The 16116-nt window shown below is 67.7% G+C and carries 16 protein-coding genes; 6 read left to right on the forward strand and 10 right to left on the reverse strand.

What is annotated here, in order from left to right:
- Window positions 1-40 precede the first annotated feature (40 nt).
- Genes ACFT9I_RS18605 through ACFT9I_RS18615 form a run of 3 tightly spaced genes read right to left on the reverse strand, consistent with a single transcriptional unit; the run spans window position 41 to window position 2002 of the window.
- On the reverse strand, window positions 41-667 hold the full coding sequence (locus tag ACFT9I_RS18605) for a helix-turn-helix domain-containing protein (RefSeq protein ID WP_382565481.1): 627 nt from the start codon (window positions 665-667) through the stop codon (window positions 41-43).
- 56 nt (window positions 668-723) lie between these two features.
- A complete protein-coding gene (locus ACFT9I_RS18610) occupies window positions 724-1218 on the reverse strand; it encodes a nuclear transport factor 2 family protein (protein ID WP_382565483.1) in 495 nt (164 codons plus the stop codon).
- Between the two features lie 34 nt (window positions 1219-1252).
- Window positions 1253-2002, reverse strand: a complete 750-nt coding sequence (locus ACFT9I_RS18615) for an SDR family NAD(P)-dependent oxidoreductase (RefSeq protein WP_382565484.1) — start codon at window positions 2000-2002, stop codon at window positions 1253-1255.
- 100 nt (window positions 2003-2102) lie between these two features.
- On the opposite strand from ACFT9I_RS18615, the gene ACFT9I_RS18620 reads away from it, so the two are divergent.
- Window positions 2103-2744: a TetR family transcriptional regulator C-terminal domain-containing protein gene (locus ACFT9I_RS18620; protein WP_382565486.1), complete on the forward strand. Its 642-nt coding sequence runs from the start codon at window positions 2103-2105 to the stop codon at window positions 2742-2744.
- 21 nt (window positions 2745-2765) lie between these two features.
- On the opposite strand, the gene ACFT9I_RS18625 is transcribed toward ACFT9I_RS18620, so the two are convergent.
- The gene (locus ACFT9I_RS18625) at window positions 2766-3413 is read right to left on the reverse strand and encodes an NADPH-dependent F420 reductase (RefSeq protein ID WP_382565488.1); all 648 of its coding nucleotides are present in this window, start codon (window positions 3411-3413) and stop codon (window positions 2766-2768) included.
- 56 nt (window positions 3414-3469) lie between these two features.
- On the reverse strand, window positions 3470-3889 hold the full coding sequence (locus tag ACFT9I_RS18630) for a MerR family transcriptional regulator (RefSeq protein WP_382565489.1): 420 nt from the start codon (window positions 3887-3889) through the stop codon (window positions 3470-3472).
- Window positions 3890-4521: 632 nt separating this feature from the next.
- On the opposite strand from ACFT9I_RS18630, the gene ACFT9I_RS18635 reads away from it, so the two are divergent.
- Window positions 4522-5250, forward strand: a complete 729-nt coding sequence (locus ACFT9I_RS18635; protein WP_382565491.1) for an MBL fold metallo-hydrolase — start codon at window positions 4522-4524, stop codon at window positions 5248-5250.
- 156 nt (window positions 5251-5406) lie between these two features.
- Here ACFT9I_RS18635 and ACFT9I_RS18640 read toward each other — a convergent pair whose 3' ends face one another.
- On the reverse strand, window positions 5407-6336 hold the full coding sequence (locus ACFT9I_RS18640; protein WP_382565493.1) for a cupin domain-containing protein: 930 nt from the start codon (window positions 6334-6336) through the stop codon (window positions 5407-5409).
- A 123-nt stretch (window positions 6337-6459) separates the two neighbouring features.
- On the opposite strand from ACFT9I_RS18640, the gene ACFT9I_RS18645 reads away from it, so the two are divergent.
- The 3 genes from ACFT9I_RS18645 to ACFT9I_RS18655 all read left to right on the forward strand — a co-directional run bounded on the left by ACFT9I_RS18645 (window position 6460) and on the right by ACFT9I_RS18655 (window position 8893).
- Window positions 6460-7206: an SDR family oxidoreductase gene (locus ACFT9I_RS18645; RefSeq protein WP_382565495.1), complete on the forward strand. Its 747-nt coding sequence runs from the start codon at window positions 6460-6462 to the stop codon at window positions 7204-7206.
- Window positions 7207-7350: 144 nt separating this feature from the next.
- Window positions 7351-8136, forward strand: a complete 786-nt coding sequence (locus tag ACFT9I_RS18650) for an ABC transporter ATP-binding protein (protein WP_382565496.1) — start codon at window positions 7351-7353, stop codon at window positions 8134-8136.
- 136 nt (window positions 8137-8272) lie between these two features.
- On the forward strand, window positions 8273-8893 hold the full coding sequence (locus tag ACFT9I_RS18655) for a response regulator (RefSeq protein ID WP_382565498.1): 621 nt from the start codon (window positions 8273-8275) through the stop codon (window positions 8891-8893).
- Here the strand turns inward: ACFT9I_RS18655 and ACFT9I_RS18660 are convergent.
- From ACFT9I_RS18660 to ACFT9I_RS18670, 3 genes are read right to left on the reverse strand one after another with little or no spacing between them, the layout of a single operon-like run.
- Complete coding sequence (locus ACFT9I_RS18660; protein WP_382565499.1) at window positions 8886-9851, reverse strand: alpha/beta hydrolase; 966 nt, start codon at window positions 9849-9851, stop codon at window positions 8886-8888. The genes ACFT9I_RS18655 and ACFT9I_RS18660 overlap by 8 nt on opposite strands.
- Before the next feature lie 45 nt (window positions 9852-9896).
- The gene (locus tag ACFT9I_RS18665; RefSeq protein WP_382565501.1) at window positions 9897-11039 is read right to left on the reverse strand and encodes a GDSL-type esterase/lipase family protein; all 1143 of its coding nucleotides are present in this window, start codon (window positions 11037-11039) and stop codon (window positions 9897-9899) included.
- Window positions 11036-13726 (reverse strand): glycoside hydrolase family 2 protein, encoded by a 2691-nt coding sequence (locus ACFT9I_RS18670; RefSeq protein WP_382565502.1) that lies wholly within the window; start codon window positions 13724-13726, stop codon window positions 11036-11038. The genes ACFT9I_RS18665 and ACFT9I_RS18670 overlap by 4 nt, the downstream gene beginning before the upstream one ends.
- Window positions 13727-14040: 314 nt before the next feature.
- Between ACFT9I_RS18670 and ACFT9I_RS18675 the strand changes: the two genes are divergently transcribed.
- Window positions 14041-14589, forward strand: coding sequence for a TetR family transcriptional regulator (locus tag ACFT9I_RS18675; protein WP_382565504.1), 549 nt, complete (start codon window positions 14041-14043; stop codon window positions 14587-14589).
- Here the strand turns inward: ACFT9I_RS18675 and ACFT9I_RS18680 are convergent, their stop codons facing one another.
- Window positions 14590-15900, reverse strand: a complete 1311-nt coding sequence (locus ACFT9I_RS18680; RefSeq protein ID WP_382565506.1) for an MFS transporter — start codon at window positions 15898-15900, stop codon at window positions 14590-14592. It abuts the gene before it with no gap.
- Window positions 15901-16116 lie beyond the last annotated feature (216 nt).

A 16116-nucleotide genomic window follows, 5' to 3' on the forward strand; every position in this document is an offset into this window, starting at 1 on the left:
CGACCAGCTCCTGTGCCGTTCGATGGCACGGGAGAAACGGTCAGGTGCCGCCCACCGGCCGGTCCGACTCTTCACGATGGGTACGCGCGGTCCTTCTGCCTCCGGTGCCCGGCTGTACCCGGGGGACACTGACGACGACATGCAGGAGACTCTCGCCGTTCAGCGATACGTAGACATGGGGACGGTCGCCGGGATACCGGACGAAGTCACCGGCGGCCAACTCGACCGGGCAGTCCGCCGGGCCGACCCTGACATGGCCGCTGATCACATACAAGTGCTCCAGTGTGCCCACCGGATGCGCCTCGGACAGCCCAGGCGAATCCGCTCCGGCAGGCAGACGGAGGAGGTAGTTCTCGATCACACCGGATCCGTAGACATGGTCCAGCGACCGGGTCTCGTAGCCGTCCGCCTGTTGCCAGACCACCTCGCCACCGCGCTGCACCGTCATGACCTGCTCCTGCTCGGCGACCAGCCGGGTCACCGGCACACCGAGCGCCGTCGCCACAGAGAACAGCGTCTCCACGGTCGGATTTCCGCCGCCCTGTTCCACGTTGGACAATGTCTGCTTCGACAACCCCGCCTGCCGGGCGAGTTCGTTGAGAGACAGACCTCGCTGCTCCCGCAGCGTGCGCATGTTACGGGCGACCACGGCGTTTCCTGACTCCACGCCGCCACTCTAGGCTCATGCCGGCGATCTTGCGTACGCCGCCGTGGCGCGGAGATCTACGCCTGGGAGGGGAGGACGGGGAAAGTGTCCACCCAGTGGACTTCGAGCCGGCGATGGGTGATACGCCATCCTGCCGCGGTACGGCTGAGCGAATCGTGAAAGGTACAGGCGTCACTGAGGTAGCCGGTCGCGCTGTGGTGGGGGCCGATCCGGTGGGTGGCCAACAGGTCTGTGCGCGCGGTGGCGGTGTCTGCGTCGACGGTCACGGTGGGGAGCCCGAGCATGTGCTGCCAACCGGTGAAGCCGTGCATGACTCCGTCCCGTTCACCGTGGTCGATGGCGTTGCCGCGCATCCATCGGGCGAGTTCGGTGTACGTGCCGACGCGGAACCCGCCCGCGGTGTAGTCGACAACGGCGTCGGGGGTGAACACGTGGTCCCAGTGCTGGAGGAGATCGTCGTCGCTCTGGTGAGCGTCCTGGCCTATGGCATACCGCGCGATGACGTCCTGGATCTCGATGCGGTCCAGAAGATAGCGCGTGTGAGTGTCCATGGACATTCGGGAGAACCCTTCCTGGTGGTGGGGGCTAGAGGGCGCTACGGCCGCCGTCGAGGGGAATGCGTGCACCGTGGATGTAGGCCGATTCCTGACTGGCGAGGAAGACGACCGCGTCGGCGATCTCGGAGGGGAGGGCCAGGCGCCGGGCGGGAAGATCCTCCGCCTGGCGCTCCAGTGTGCTCAGCCCTGCCGAGGAGGTGATCATCGGAGTGAGGGTCGGCCCAGGGCTGACGGTGTTGACCCTGACGCCTTGGGGCCCGAACTCGGCGGCCCAGCAGCGGGTGAGCAGCTCCAGCGCGGCCTTGGAGGAGCCGTAGAGACTGGAGTGGGCGGAGCCGAATGTGGCTGTCTTGCTGCCGAGGTTGATCACGCTGCCGCTGCCGTGTCGGGCCATGGCGGGTGCGATGGTGGCGGTGAGGAAATAGGGGGCCCGGACGTTGACCGCGTAGATCCTTTCGAAGTCCTCCTGGGTCATCTCCGCGGTGGGGCCGCCCTTTCCGGTGCCGGCGTTGTTGACCAGAATGTCGATCCGGCCGTCCAGCAGGCGTGTGGCCTCAGCGGCGAGGGCGGCGGTGCTCGCGGCGTCCGCCAGGTTGGCGGCGACGAAGTCTGCCCGGCCGCCCTGGTCCCGGATCGCGGTGACCACTTCCTTGCCCCGTGCCTCGTCGCGGCCCGAAACGATGACGTGGGCGCCCTCACGCGCCAAGGCCTGGGCGGTCGCCCGCCCGATGCCGCTGGTGGAACCTGTGACCAGTGCTCTCTTGTCCTTCAAACGCATGGGTCCTCCTGTGGATGCACCGGGCTTCGTCAGCCCTTGCGTCCACAGTGCCGCAGGCGTTACTGGCTTAGCCACTCCAGTTTTTTGCTAGGTTCGGAGTATGCCGAAAACAGCGGACCAGGCATCACTCGGACAAGACCGGCCCAAGCTCACGAACCGGGGCGAGATAACGCGGCAGCGCATTGTGGCAGCCGCCAACGAGCTCATGTTCGGACAGGGCGTTGCGGCTACCACCCTTGAGGAAGTACGTGCGGTCTCGGGAACGAGCAACTCGCAGCTTTACCACTACTTCGTCGACAAGTCGGACCTGGTCCAGGCGGCGATCGGCCTCCAGGTCGACAGGTTCCTGGAAACGCAGCGGTCGACGGCAGAGCTGCTGGACTCGTGGGAGAGCCTCCGCGCATGGCGAGACCTGATGGTCGCGTTGCAACAGGGACGCGAATGCCGCGGAGGCTGCGCGGTGGGCTCCCTGGCCAGCGAACTGGCAGACAAGGACGAACCCGGCCGGACCGCCCTTGTCGATGCCTTCGATCAGTGGAAGAGGTATCTGGCGGACGGCCTCGCCGCCATGCGGGAAGACGGGGACCTCGTAGAACAGGCCGATCCCGACGCGTTGGCCACCGCCCTCATGGCAGCGCTCGAAGGCGGACTGATCCTGTCCCAAACCATGCGGTCGGTCCGCCCCCTGGAAATCTCACTCGACGCCGCACTCGGATACCTCGAAACGTTTCGGCGGGCCTGAGAGCGCGGCGGGGAGGTTCTTTCAGGCGGAAGCGCTGGGGCGCTCAGTTCGGCTGAGGCTTTCGCTGAGCTCTTCCTTGGTGAGCGGCACACAGTAGGCGGGAGTCCCGGCCTGCACCCGCCATCCTTCCGAGAGTTCCCCGATGTCGAGCGGATCGAAGCCGAACGCGTCGACCAGCCCCGCCACAGTCGCGCGGGCGGTCGGATCGTCGCCGGCGACGATGAGTGCGCGACGGCCGGGTGAGCCCGGCTTCCGCGAGTCGGTGGTCAGCTCGGCGGAGGCGATGTGGTTGAAAGCCTTGACCACGCGCGCCGTCGGCAGATGTGCCTGGAGCAGTCCGGACGTGGTGGCCGAGCCGGACTCCAGCTCGGCGATCACACCGTCCCGGGCCTGATAGTAGTTTCCGGCGTCGATCACGATCTTTCCGGCGGGCGGCTCCGGGATCCGCGAGTAGTTGCCGAGCGGGATGGCGACCACGACGAGATCGCTCTCGGTGACGACCTCCCGCGCCGTCGACGGGGTCAGACTGTCGCCCAGTTCGGCCACGATGTCGAACGGGAGCGTCTCAGGCCCCCGCGAATTGCTCAGCAGAACGTGGTGACCGCTTGAGACGGCCAGCCGACCGATCTGCTTGCCGATGTTGCCCGCGCCGAGAATGCCGATCTTCATGGGTTTCCTTCCTGGAAGAGGTACTCCCAGGCTGCGCCTTGTCACTAGTGACAAGGTCAAATCGGAGCTCGGGAAGCTCTCCCCGGCACTTCCCCAGGCTGTGCGTTCCGCAACGCCGCCTCGGCCGCGATCAGGTAGCTGCGCAGGGCGGTACGCGTCTTTCCGAGGGCTTCCAGACGCCGTTCGACGTTCCGAACCTGGCGTCGCAGTCTCTCGACAGTCTGCGGGGTCGCACAGGCCAGTTGCTCGCCCTGCTCCGGAGGGCCTGCGAAGCAGGGCAGGCTGGAGCGGATCAGCTCCGTCGTGAATCCGGACGACAGCAGTTCGCGGATCAGCAGCACCCGCTCGACCGCCGGCTCTCCGAAGAAGCGGTAGCCGTTCCCGTCACGTTCCGCTCGCAGGAGGTCCTGCGCCTCGTAGTAGCGCAGCATTCTGGGGGAGACGTCGGTACGGGCCGCCAGCTCGCCAATTCTCATCTTGTCGGGTCCGTTACTTCGTGGGGAGCGGTACCGGCCGGGACACCGGAACCTGAGTGCGGTAGGAAAGGCCTGAGCCGGTGGAGGGTGGACAATCGGGCGTCTCCTGTCCTTGCGATTGAGTGAGTGGCATCGAGGCTCCGCGAAGGGCCACGAGCGACCGGACGCTCCAGAGGGGGAGACCTCGCGATCAGCCGGCGGGATCCGCCGCCAGAGGGCCCCCAGGCACCGTATCCACCGACAGGCGTGATCTCGCGTCCGATCAACGCGTCTCAGTCGGGTCCAGTCCCTTACCGCGTATGCTATAAACGGACCCATGGGTTCACAACTGCTTGGCCTGGCGGTTCTCAAGATCAGTAGGGCAGGCACGACGGAGCGCGACGACGCGACAGAGCCGTCGAGGGCGGTCGGCGCCGGGCGCTGCCGAGCCCGCCCCGGGTCTCCAAACCCTCAGCTCCGGGCTGATGCCCTCCACGAGCGTCCTTGATCGGTCTGTCACTCATCATCCTGCTCCCGCTGCCGAGACCCCGCATCGCGGAGCACCTGTAACGCGCACACGCGACCTACCTGGAGGGTTACCCATGCGCTTTGGTGAACTAGATGTCCGACCCCTGCTGGACGGGGAGAACTCTGTGCCTCCGACCCTCATCTATCCGGCGAAGGACCTGGAGGATCTGGCAGGCACCAACCTGTTGAATCAGGAGGGCCGACTCCCTATTCCCAACCACGTCTGCCTCCTGCGAGGGCCGGCCGGGCGCATCGTTCTGATCGACCTCGGAGGTGGAACGGGGTACCCCCTGCCGCCGGAACTCGATGTGAGAGTGGGGGAAGAGGGGATGCTGCCAGACGCGCTGCGCAAGCAGGGCGTCTCACCCGAGGACGTGACGGACGTGATCTTCACTCACCTCCACGCGGACCACGTCGGGTGGGCGGTCAACGCTCAGGGCACACCTTCGTTCGCCCATGCGCGCCATTACGTTCACGCACTTGAATGGCGGCACTGGGTGGAACGCGGCTCGGACGAGTGGGTGCGTGAACGCATGCTTCGTCTGGGCGAGCTGGTGGAGCTGTGGGAGGGGGAGCGACTCGCCCTCGCTCCATGGCTCACTCTCTTCCATACTCCTGGCCACACGCCTGGCAGTTGTGTTGCCGTGGCCGAGTCCGGTGACCTCACCGCGGCCTTCGTCGGGGATCTGTATCACCACCCCGTCGAGATCGAACGCCCCGAACTCACCAACAACTCGGATCTGGATCACGCTGCCGCGGTCGAGCAGCGAAGCGTGTGGGCCCAGCGCCTCACCGAACGGCATGCGACGGTCTTCGGGACGCACTTCCCGGGCCTCGCCGCTGTACAGCTGTAGCGCGCCCGGCTCACGAGGTCGGCGAAGCTGCTCGCGGCGGAGTGCTGGACGGACCCTGAGCCTGCTCGATGCGCGTTGCGGCGTTGCCGCCACCACCGATGACTGCTGCTGGGCGCCCAGCAGGGGCTTCCCAGCGCTCCCCGTCGGAGGGGGCCTTCAACGGCTGGCCGTAGCCCTGGCCGCATTGCGGTAGCGCGTCGGAGCGATACCCCTGGTCCGTTTGAAGGCGTTGCTGAAGGCGCTCTCCGAGGCATAGCCGAGTGTCAGGGCAAGCTTCGAGATCGGGATGTCGTCCTCGCGGAGTGCGTGCTCGGCGAGGCGCATCCGCCATTGGTACAGGTAAGTCAGTGGCGGCACGCCTGCCGCCGACTTGAAGTGCGAAGCGAACGTCGTCCGGGACATTGACGCCGATCTGGCAAGCTCACCCAGACCCCAGGACCGGCCGGGTTCTTCGTGCATCAGGCGCAGCGCGGGGGAGAGTTGTGCGTCGGCGAGGACTCGCAGCCATCCTGCCGGGAATGATTGCGATTCGGCAAGATGAGCGCGAAGAACCTCCACCAACAGCAATTGCGCGTGGAGGTGTGCGGCGAAGTCGACGCCGGGCGATTTTGTCGTCATTTCCTTCAGGAGCTGGTCGAGCAACCACCGAATTGCGGGAGCTCCTGTCGATTTCGCGCGGATGTGAATCACCGGAGGCAAGGCCATAAGCAGGAGATCCTCGCCGCTTCGGTTCAACTCCACATGACCGCCGATGACGACAACCCCTTGCTTTTCGCCGATACTGATCACGGCTTCTGAGCGTTCTGCGAATAGGGCCGCCGATTCGGTCGGATCAAGAGCCGGGTCACTGGCAAGAGTGACCGAAAGCCGGTCGTTCAGCACAGCCACGTCCCCCTTCTCCAGGAGAACGGGTCCCTGGACGCCGTCCACCGTCAGCCAGCAGGACCCCTCCATGACGGCGGCCAGTTTCAGCCGAGCCTGCGGCCGGAAACGCAGGGCCCACGGACCACCGACGGAGAATCCGCCGGAGATCACACACCGGGCATCGATGAGCGCGAGCGTGTCGGACAGAGGATCGGCAGCCATGGTCGTACTCTCGCGCAAGTAATGCGCACTCTCAAGTATTCACCATCCAGAGGTGTGGCGTCAGGATGGAAATGTCCCGCTTGGGGGAGCTGCGCGGGCAGGCACACATTTCTGGAGGTCGGCATGACCAGCACGTCGCGACGCGTAGCGATCATCACCGGTGGTTCCCGAGGAATCGGACGCCAGGTCGCGGAGCGTCTCTCAGCGGAGGGCCACGCGGTCGTCATCAACTATGCGGGGAATCAGGAAGCGGCGGACGCTGCCGTCGCGGAGCTGGTCGCGGGTGGGGCCTCGGCGATCGCGGTACGCGCCGATGTCGCGGACGAGAATGCCGTAATGGAGCTGTTCGACGCGGCGGAGAGTGAGTTCGGCGGTGTCGACGTGGTGGTCCACGCCGCAGGCGTCATGCCACTGGGCTCACTGGTCGATCTTGACCTTGCGGACCTCGACCAGGTCCTGCGTACCAACATTCGAGGGACCTTCGTCGTCGATCAGCAGGCTGCGCGCCGATTGCGAACCGGTGGCGCAATTGTCAACTTCTCCAGCTCGGTCACTAGGTTCGCCAACCCCGGAAATATCTCATACGCGGCGACGAAAGGTGCCGTTGAGTCCATGACACTGGTCCTCGCACGAGAATTGCGTGGTCGCGACATCACGGTCAACGCGGTCGCCCCAGGGGCGATCGAGACCGAGATGTTCGCGAAGTTCGTGGAGGACGGGGGAGAGCAGGTCCGTGACAGAGTCGCCGCACTGGCGCCGATGGAACGTGTGGGCACTCCGGACGACATTGCTGAGGTGGTGACTTTCCTCGCGGGCCCGGCCCGCTGGATCAATGGGCAGGTGATCTTTGTCAACGGAGGCGCCATCTGAGTCCCAGGTCTCAGAGGTGACCTTGCCGACAACCGGCGCCCCGCGAGGTGCTGCAGATCCACCGAACGGTGGAGGCGTGAATCAACCCAAGCTGAGACGCCACGGTCGATGTGGCGGGGTGCGGTGCGTCCGTAACTTCGCGGTATGACCGCATTGGAAGTACGAAATCTGCACAAGCGTTACGGGCGGCACGTTGCCGTCGACGACGTCTCTTTCGCCGTTGAAGAGGGGGAGATCTTCGGCATCATCGGGCCCAACGGCGCCGGCAAGACGACAACCGTCGAGAGCATCGCCGGCCTGCGAACGCCCGATTCGGGCTCGATCTCTGTGCTGGGACTCGACCCGGTCAAGGACCGGGCGGAGGTGCGTGAGCGGCTCGGCGTGCAACTGCAGGAGAGCGGCTTCCCAGACGCGATCAGGGTCGCCGAAGCCCTCGAGCTCTACGGCTCCTTCTACCGGAACCCCGTCGACTGGCGCGAGCTCATGGAGCTCCTTGGTCTCACCGAGAAGCGCAGCACGCAGTACAAGGCTCTCTCGGGCGGGCAGAAGCAGCGGCTTTCGATCGCGCTCGCTCTGGTCGGCAATCCGAAGGTCGCGATTCTCGACGAGCTCACGACGGGACTGGACCCGCAGGCGAGGCGCGACACCTGGAGCCTCATTGAGCGGGTTCGTGACTCGGGCGTCACGATCCTCCTTGTCACGCATTTCATGGATGAGGCGGAGCGCCTCGGCGATCGGATCGCCGTCATCGATGGTGGCCGGGTTGCCGCAGTGGATACGCCCGCAGGGCTGATCGCGCGGTCGGGCGCGGTGCGGCAGGTCCGGTTCCGCGTGAGTCAACTGCTGGACAGGAGTGTCCTGACCGGGCTTTCCGACGTGACCGATGTCGAGATCACCGAGGGCCGCTGGCTGGTCACCGCTTCGGCCTGACGAGCATGCGCCAGCGCGTCAGAGGGGTCGGCGGTCACATCGAGGTGCAGAGCGCACCGGGTGAAGGAACATCCGTCAGTGCGCGCGTTCCGGCGATCGCCCCCGGGGGCACGCGAGCGAAGGGGGAGACCGACCGATGATTCGACTGGTGATTGTCGACGACCATCCGATCGTGAGGGGCGGTCTTCGCGACACCTTTGCGGGCGCCGAGGACATTGTTGTGGTCGGTGAGGCCGGGGACGGCGCCGAGGGCATCGAACGTGCGAAGGTGCTGGCGGCGGATGTTGTGCTCATGGACGTTCGGATGCCCGGGATGGACGGCGTCGCCGCGACCGCGGCCCTGCGCGAGTGGGCCCCGAGTACCCGAGTGCTGATCCTGACCACCTTCGACAGCGAGAGCGACGTACTGCCGGCGATCGAGGCGGGTGCGATCGGATATCTCCTCAAAGATGCTCTGCCCGACGAACTGACGCGAGCCGTCCGTGCGGCCGCGCGTGGAGAGTCGGTGCTCGCGCCGTCGGTGACGCAGCACCTTATGGGGCAGGTTCGGAGGCCCGGCGCCGGCACACTGACCGATCGAGAGAAGGAGGTGCTGCAACTGGTGGCGAACGGCAGTTCGAATCGAGAGGCCGCTGCGGCGTTGTTCATCGGCGAAGCGAGCATCAAGACCCATCTGCAGCACATCTACGACAAGCTCGGCGTTCGTGATCGAGCCTCGGCGGTGGCCGAGGGCTACCGCCGCCGCCTGCTCACGTGACGGCGGACAGGTGTGCGCGGACCGCGGCGACCGTGTCGTCCTGCCAGGAGCGCGCCGTGGGCAGGAGACCCGTCAGGATGTGGGAGCCGTGCACCATGCCGGGATAGCAGGTGAATTCCACAGGTGTTCCGGCGTCCTTGAGCCGTTCCGCGTAGCGGCGTGCGTCGTCGGCGAGCGGGTCGCACTCGGCGCTCGCGATGACGGCCGGAGGCAGGCCGGTCAGGTCCTGGGCGAGTGCCGGGGAGGCCAGGGGTGCGGTGCGGTCCCGGTCCCCGAGGTACTGCTCGACGCACCACGCGGCGTCCTCGGCGGTCAGTACGTGTCCCTCGGCGTAGGTCCGGACCGACGGTGACGACAAGGTGCAGTCCAGCAGGGGGATTTCCAGCAGTTGGAGCCGTGGTGCGGGCTCGCCCCGGTCGCGTACGAGCAGTGCGAGGGCGGCTGCGATGTTGGCTCCGGCGCTCTCACCGCCGATTCCGATCCGGGTGGGATCGACGCCCAGCCGTGCGGCGTTGGCGGTGGTCCAGCGCAGGGCCGCGTGAGCGTCGTGCAGGGCGGTGGGGAAGGGGAATTCGGGGGCGAGCCGGTAGTCGACCGAGACCACCACGACGCCGGCGCCCGCGGCCATGGCACGACAGCGGCGGTCCACGTCTTCGAGGCCACCGGACCAGAAGCCGCCGCCGTGCAGGTGGACCATCGCCCCGGCCGCACCCGCTGCCGAAGGAGTGGGCCGGTAGACGCGCACCGTGATCGCGTCCACCGGGTCGTTCACAGGGATCCTCTCCTCCCAGATCTCGTTCACCTCGGCTCGGGGCAGGAGGTAATCGGCGTAGAGACTGCCGTCGGCCAGTGGATCCTGTCCCTTGGCCGCCCTGCGGCCGGCGGCGTCGGTCCGGGCCGGCTGCGGCAGGGAGTTGAAGAGGTCGAGCAGTGGTGTGAGCTGCGGGTCGAGAGGCATGTGACATTCCTGTCGGGAGTGAACGGTTCGTGGGCAGGCGGGAGTTCAGAGAAGGCCGGGGTATGCGGCGAGGATGTCGGCGAGCCTCGCGCCCATCCGGAGGTAGCCGGCCGGGTTGGGGTGGACACCGTCGTACAGATCGGCGGTCTCCTCGGGCGGGAACAGGGCGCGCCCGTCGAGGTAGTTGAGCGCCGGATCCGTCTTCCGCCGCTGTGTCACGAGCTGTTCGAGGCTCTCGCGGACGGATTGGAGGCTGAGCGCGCCCCGTGCGACATCGGCGGGGTCGCCGAGGCCACGGTGCTTTCCGGTGGCCGGATCCGGGGCGATGGGGCCGGGACGGTCCTCCAGCACCGGACAGGGGATGGGAGAGATCACCAGGAGCGGTGTGTCCGGGTGCCCCTCCCGGATGGTGTCGAGGAAGCCGTGCACCGCGGGCAGGAACGTACGCCGGCGCATGGTGATCTGCTCGGTGATGTTGGTGCCGATCTCCAGGGAGATGAAGTCGGTGGGCAGGTCGCGGATGGTGCGGGCCACGAAAGGGTCCAGCATGGCGTTGCCCGCGAAGCCCAGGCTTGTCAGGTGCAGCCCGGTCGCTGTCGCGGTGGCGGCCGGCCAGGTGCCGGTGGGTCCCTCGGCCTCGCCGGACTGGCTGATGGAGGAGCCGTGGTGGACCCAGCGCCGCCCGCCCGGTGCCGGTACCGCGTGGATGTCGGCGTCCGTCTGGAGGGAGATGAGGTCGATCCCGGCCATCTGCGGGAGCCAGATCACCACCTCTCTGTCCCCGGCGGGCAGGTCCGTGAAGCGGATGGTCTCCGCCTCGCCGGGCACCAGCACGGCGGGTCGGCCGGGGTCGAGTTGGATCACGTCGCCGCCGGTGACGGCCGCACGGCGGGTCAGCGTGCTGCCGATGGTCAGGTCCAGTGCCGCGGGTACCGGGCCCATGCCTGGCACGGACACCCGGGTGGCGTGCAGGGTCACTTCGAGGGTGGTGGCCGTGGTGCGCAGGGCGAGCCGTACCCCCGCGGTCGCCCGCACGATCAGGTCGAAGAACTCGTCGGGGTATTGCGCGCGGGTCCAGGCCGGCAGCCGGCGCGGACGGAGGCCGCGGCTGTGGTTCTCCAGGTCGAGCGCACCGTCGATCCGGATGAGATCGCTCGGAAAGACGGTTCGCAGAAGGGGGTTCGTCATCGGGTGCTCGCCTTTCCCCGGTAGGTGGCGCAGCGCAGTGTTGTGGGGTCGAAGCCGTCCGGCAGGCCGCCGACGGTGAGGTGTGCCTGGTCGCCGTCCCTCAGGTCCAGGTAGTTCCGGCTGAACGTGACGCCGGGCGCGGGCGCCAGGACGCGCGCCAGGTAGCTGTAACCGTGCGAGGTCAGCGTGATGTCGGCGGTGCCGTCCTTCACGGGACCCGCGCTGATCTCCACTTGGCTGTCGGCCAGGGGCAGGTCCTTGAGCGGTGCGAAGAACAGCCGGTTCGGCGTGGTCCGGCCCGCCGCGTCGCCGACCCAGGCGAACCGGTCAGGTCCGGGCTCGTACGTATCGGGGCCCGCCGACCAGACGGGGCGCGAGCTGCCGGGGGCGGCGGAGACACGTACGTCCTCGGCCACGATCCGCTTGCCCGCGAAGGTCGACACCTCGACGCGCAGTTCGAGGGGGACCTCGGTACGGCCGCTGTTGGTGACCCACAGTTCAAGCCGGCCGTCGTCGTGCCGGGCGAAGCTGGTCAGCACCGTTTCGTACGCGCGCTGGGCGAAGTAGTAACCGGCCTTGGGGATCAGGTCGTGGTCGACGACGGACCAGGACAGTCCGGGCCAGGGGTCGTTGAGCTGCCAGAGCAGGGTGCCCGAGCAGTGGGGCTGGCGTCGGCGGTAGTGCTCGATGCCGAACTTCAGCCCCTCGGCCTGGCACGCCATGGAGAAGTCGACGTACTGGTCGAGTCCGTCGGGCAGCCCGGTCTCCACCGACATCAGGTCGTCGCCCTTGTTCTTGGGCACGTCCTTGTTGCGATGGTCGAATTCGGCGCTGTGCAGGGCCAGGGAGCCAGGCGGCGTCCAGCGGGCGAGCGTCCCCAGCTCGGGCGAGGCGTGGATGCCGAATTCACTGATGAACTTGCCGTGGTCGTGGCGGTAGCGGTGGAAGTGGACGGCTTCGCCCTTGCTCGCGAAGTCGGTGGGGCCGCCGGCGCCGACGTCCACGCCGTGCCAGACCTCCCAGGCGTGCCGGTCGCCGTCGGCGACACCGTTCACGCCGGCGGGGTCGGAGTCCGCCCAAGGGCTGCCCGGCCAGTACGGGATCTCCGGGCTGAAGCGCTCGACCGCGCCCGGCAGGATGTCGTGGAAGAAGGAGTAGCCCCAGTTGCCGGGCTCGAAGTTCCCGTACACCAGGCCGTGCATGGCGTGGACCTCGTTGTTCCCTCCCCACAGCGCCATCCCCGCGTGGTTGCGGAGTCGTTTGACCTGGTACTCAGCCTCCTTGGCGACTTCCGCGCGCAGGACGGGGTCGTCGCTCGGATAGTCGATGCAGGCGAACATGAAGTCCTGCCAGACCAGGATGCCGAGGTCGTCGCACGCCTCGTAGAAGCTGTCCTGTTCGTAGACGCCGCCGCCCCACACCCGCAGCATGTTCATGTTGCCGCGGGCTGCCGCCTCCACCAGCGCGTGGACGGTGCCGGCGGTCACCGAGCCGGTCATCATGCTCACCGGCACCCAGTTGGCGCCCCGGGCGAACACCGGAACACCATTGACCATGAAGCGGAACAGCCTGCCGCCCTCGTCGTCGGGTGACCGGTCCAGCGCGACGGTCCGCAGCCCGATCCGGTCCTCGGCCCGGTCGAGCACCTGGCCGTCCTGGCCGGTCAGTACGACGGACACGCCGTACAGCGGCTGCTCGCCCAGGTCATGGGTCCACCAGAGCCGGGCTTCCGCGACGGTCACGGTGGCGGCGCCGTTCCTGACGGATCCGCCCTGCCGCGTCTGTTCCGCGTCGCCTTCGGCGTCGCCGTCCGCGTCGAGAGCGATCACGGTGACGGTCGTGTCTCCGTCCGGCGCGGTGAGCGTGACCTCGGCACGCAGCGGTCCGGGATGGGCGAAGGCGTCGGCCTCGACGTCGATCGCGACCTGTGCGGTCCGTGCGGCGGTGTCGAGGGAGAGCGTACGGACGTGGTGTCCGGCCAGGACGGCTCCGCTGTCCCGGTGGAGTTCGACCGGGCGCGCGATGCCGACGGCGGGCAGTCGGGGGCCGAAGTCCCAGCCCCAGGAGAACGTGCCCTTGCGGCGCAGGGTGAGAGCGAGGTTCGCCGACATCACGCCCGGCGGCTGCTCGTCCTCGGGGCCGGGTACCTGGTCGGGAGCCAGCTCGCCGAACATGGCCCTCATCCGCTCGATGGTGTTGGCCACCCCCGGAGGCGTGGACAGACCGGCGAGCGGCGGGGCGAAACGGATCATCAGTTCGTTGCTCGCCCGGATCCGGCCGGTGACGTCGAAGACGGCCGGGCGGAACTGGGACGCGTGGGTGCCGAGGGGCTCCCCGTTGAGCCAGAGCGACGCGACGGTGTCCAGCGCGGGGCACACCAGCCGCAGCCGCTCGTCGTCGGCGAGGCCGGTCGGGGCGTCGAATCGCGTGCGGTACCACCAGGTGGCGTCCTCGACCCAGCGCACCGCATGCTCGTTGTCGCCGTAGTAGGGGTGCCCGATCACCTCGGAGGCGATCAGGCTCTCGTGGACGCCGCCGGGCACCATGGCGGGCACCCACTTCGGCCGCGGGGCCTCGGCGAGCAGGGCCGACGGCGACTCGGCCTCGGAGGCGGCGAGTTCGAAACTCCCGACCACCTGGAGGGTGCGCGGGGCGGCGGGACCTGGCTGGAAATCCGGGACGGTCATGAGACGGAACTCCTTGTGGGTGTCGGGGATTACTGCGCGCGCTTCCCGGCAGTGGGTGCACTTGTGGCTCGCCGGAGGTTGAGCCGTCCCGACGTCCACCTTGGGTTCTTGGCCTTACTCTCCGGTTCGTCGTCTGTGCCGACGCCTGTGCCGGAGCGGTTCCGCGTCACGCCCGCAAGCGGTTCATCGCACCTCTCCTCGCGTCCGGCGGTCCGGGCTCGTGTCCACGGTAAAGGCAAAAACCAAGTAACGCTAGGTTTTCGAGTGTGTTGCTGGTTGCGTTCGCTCGGGCGCCGGGCGATAGATTCGGCGCCATGACTACGAAGACGCGACGCGGTCCGTATCTAAAAGGAGTCGCGCGGCGTGCCGAGATCTTGAGGATTGCCCTGGACGCCTACCAGACGTCGGGCCCGCAGGGCCCGTCCCTCAAGTCGATCGCGGCCGCTGTCGGGCTGACGGAGGCGGGGGTCCTGCACTACTTCGACAGCAAGGACGACCTGCTCGTGGCGGTTCTGGAGGCCCGGGACGCCGAGTACGCCGATGCGTACGACCTGACCGCGCTGGACGGGGTATGGGCTCTGCTCGCCCACACCACCAGGACGCCGGGTCTGGTCAAGCTTTTTGTGGACATGACCGCCGCCTCGGCGAATCCCGACCATCCGGCCCACGCCTTCATGCAGAAGCGGGCGGGGGGGATCGTCGAACTGGTCGAGCGGATCCTCGGACCGGGTCATGAATGGCAGGCCCGTGTTCTCATGGCCGCTGCCGAGGGGCTCCAGATCCAGTGGCTGCGGGATCCGTCGACGGACATACCCGCCGATCTCAAACGCCTTGAGGCCGCCCTGGAGCCCGCAGACGACTGATCAGCGCACGCGCCGGATCATGAGGATGCACACCGCGCCGACCATGGCGAGCACGAAGGCGGCGGCGAACAGGGCGCGGTAGCCGACCGTTGTCACCAGACCCGCCGCGACCAGCGGAGCCACCATCACCGGCGCGGTATTGGCCACGCTCAGGAAACCGAGATCCTTGGCCTCGCTGCCGTCCCGGGGAAGCACCTCGACCATCAGGGCCTGGTCGACGGAGAGATACGTGCCGTAGCCGATCCCACCGATCGCGTAGAAGACGATCAACGTGGGGACTGACGGGCTGATCAGAGCCGGTATGGCAGCGATGCCGATGAGTGCCGAGGCGGCGACAACCGGCGGCTTGCGCCTGCCGATGCGGTCGGAGAGCACACCGCCGACCGCGGAAGCGATCAGCGCGCTTGCGCCGAGCACCACCGTGCCCAGTGCGATCACTTCGCCCGCGCGCTCCTTGGTCAGGCCCAGAAGATCGGTGAACAGGTACAACTGGTAGAAGGCGACGGTGAACAGGGCGAGAATCACGCAGAACCGGCCCGCGAAGGCCCACAGGAAATCATGATCCTTCGGCGGCAGAAGAGATTTCAGCAGTGTGCCTACGGAACGATGTTCCCGCGGTTCGCCGGCGTTGGAGGCGTCCTTCGCCAGGAAGAAGACCAGGAGCGCGGCCACCACCATCGTCCACGGCACGAGCTGGATCCCGGCAGCCGGATGGTCGATGGCGGCGGACGCGTAGAACCCTCCCGCGGTGGTTCCGAGCAGATATCCCACTCCGCTCAGGGCCGATGCCTTGCCCAGAGAGGCCTTCGCCACCCGGTCGGGCAGGAGCGCGTGGAGGGAGCTGAGCATCGCGTTGAGTCCTGCCTGGTACACCGCGAAGAACGCCACCTGTAGAGCGAACACCGAGGTGGAGCCGCCCAGCGTCAGGCCTGTGGCTGAAACAAGCGCTCCGCCGAGGATCCACGGGTTCCGGCGGCCGAACCGGCTGCGCGTACGGTCCGACAGGGCGCCGGCCACGACGGTGGCGATGACGCCGGCGCCGGCGCCGACGGCTGTCAGCAGGGCGAGCGATGTCACCTTCGAATCGCCCCGCTGGTCGGCGACCATGGCCTGGATGAGGGTGCCCGCCCCGGTGGACGGGATCGCCCAGGCGATGTGGCTCACCAGGAGAAGGGGGCCGAGTCGTCCCAGGCGCTCCCGCTTCGCCGTGGCCTCGACAGGGTTTTCGGGGGAGGCGGCGGGCCCCGGCGACCTCTCCGGATTCGGAGCCCAGACAGATTTGGTGCCTGCTGAGTCCTGGTACGACCCCATCTGGAACCTCCATTGGTTCGCCGACTGTTACATCCGCCGACACGGTAAGCATAAAAACTGAAGAACGCTAGGTTTTTGTCAGCCCGTGGACTCTCGGCAATCGACGGGCCCGCGCGGGCAGGCGGCGCAGGCAGCCGCCCGAGGGGGAGCTGAGGGTGTCGAGATGTCGACCGCCTCGCTCGCCCCGGTCGAGGGGCGGGCCGAGGTCGCCGGGTG

This window comes from Streptomyces sp. NPDC057137, from assembly GCF_042670825.1.
Taxonomy (GTDB): Bacteria; Actinomycetota; Actinomycetes; order Streptomycetales; family Streptomycetaceae; genus Streptomyces.